The sequence below is a fragment of the Bartonella capreoli genome, assembly GCF_902813205.1.
Taxonomy (GTDB): domain Bacteria; phylum Pseudomonadota; class Alphaproteobacteria; order Rhizobiales; family Rhizobiaceae; genus Bartonella; species Bartonella schoenbuchensis.
This window is the reverse complement of the sequence record NZ_CADDZX010000075.1, coordinates 1-712: the sequence shown is the minus strand read 5'-3', so window position 1 is coordinate 712 and position 712 is coordinate 1. Positions and strand designations below refer to the sequence as shown.

General features: G+C 39.2%; 1 pseudogene. It reads right to left on the bottom strand.

Going from position 1 to position 712, the window contains the following annotated elements:
* Window positions 1–232 precede the first annotated feature (232 nt).
* Window positions 233–547 (bottom strand): annotated as a pseudogene (locus J7R05_RS07380) (hypothetical protein); the annotation flags it as partial.
* Between the last annotated feature and the right edge of the window lie 165 nt (window positions 548–712).

Here is a 712-nt window from a genome sequence, read left to right as displayed (position 1 = left end):
ATAGTCCGATTAACACTCAGCCCCCACCTTTCCCCTCCTTTAACCGGCGCTCCCCTACCCATCCTGCCCCGTCCCGATTCTCCCTCCCTACCAACCATCTTTTATATTTCTTTTATTTACTTTTTTACCAAAACCCCACACCTCATCTATCCTTTGTTTTTAAAATTGCAATCAAGGTATATAATGCATAAACTCATAAGAATATGTGATACAAAGATAAAGCTTAAGAACATTATTTAGCTTTCTTATTGGCGGCATATTCTTGACGAGCAAGTTGGTACTGTATGTTGGCAATTAATCTTTCATTGGCTTTTTTTACAATAGCACTTGCAATCTCTGGCTTGGACATCACTCTAGCAATTGACGGTCCCTCTTGTTTTGCAATAGGGAATTGATCTCCATCCGCTCTTTGAAAGACATTCCCATTCAGCTTTTTTAATTCAACACGCTTTGGAAAACTCCCACCTTTGATAAAAGCATGGGGTAAGATTTCTTTTTTTCCAAACATTTTGTAAGTTACACCGCGTTTTGTTTCTTGTGCTTGAAAAGCAGCAGACAACGCTTGAGCAGTTTCTCTTGTTCGAGCAATAAAATGAACACCTCTTTTCTCACCATCATGTTGATGAACTCACTGTGGTTATTCTCCTTTTTTTTTACGCCCTACTTCAAGGATACCATCTATATGATGCGTTACACCAAAGCCACTTTGTAC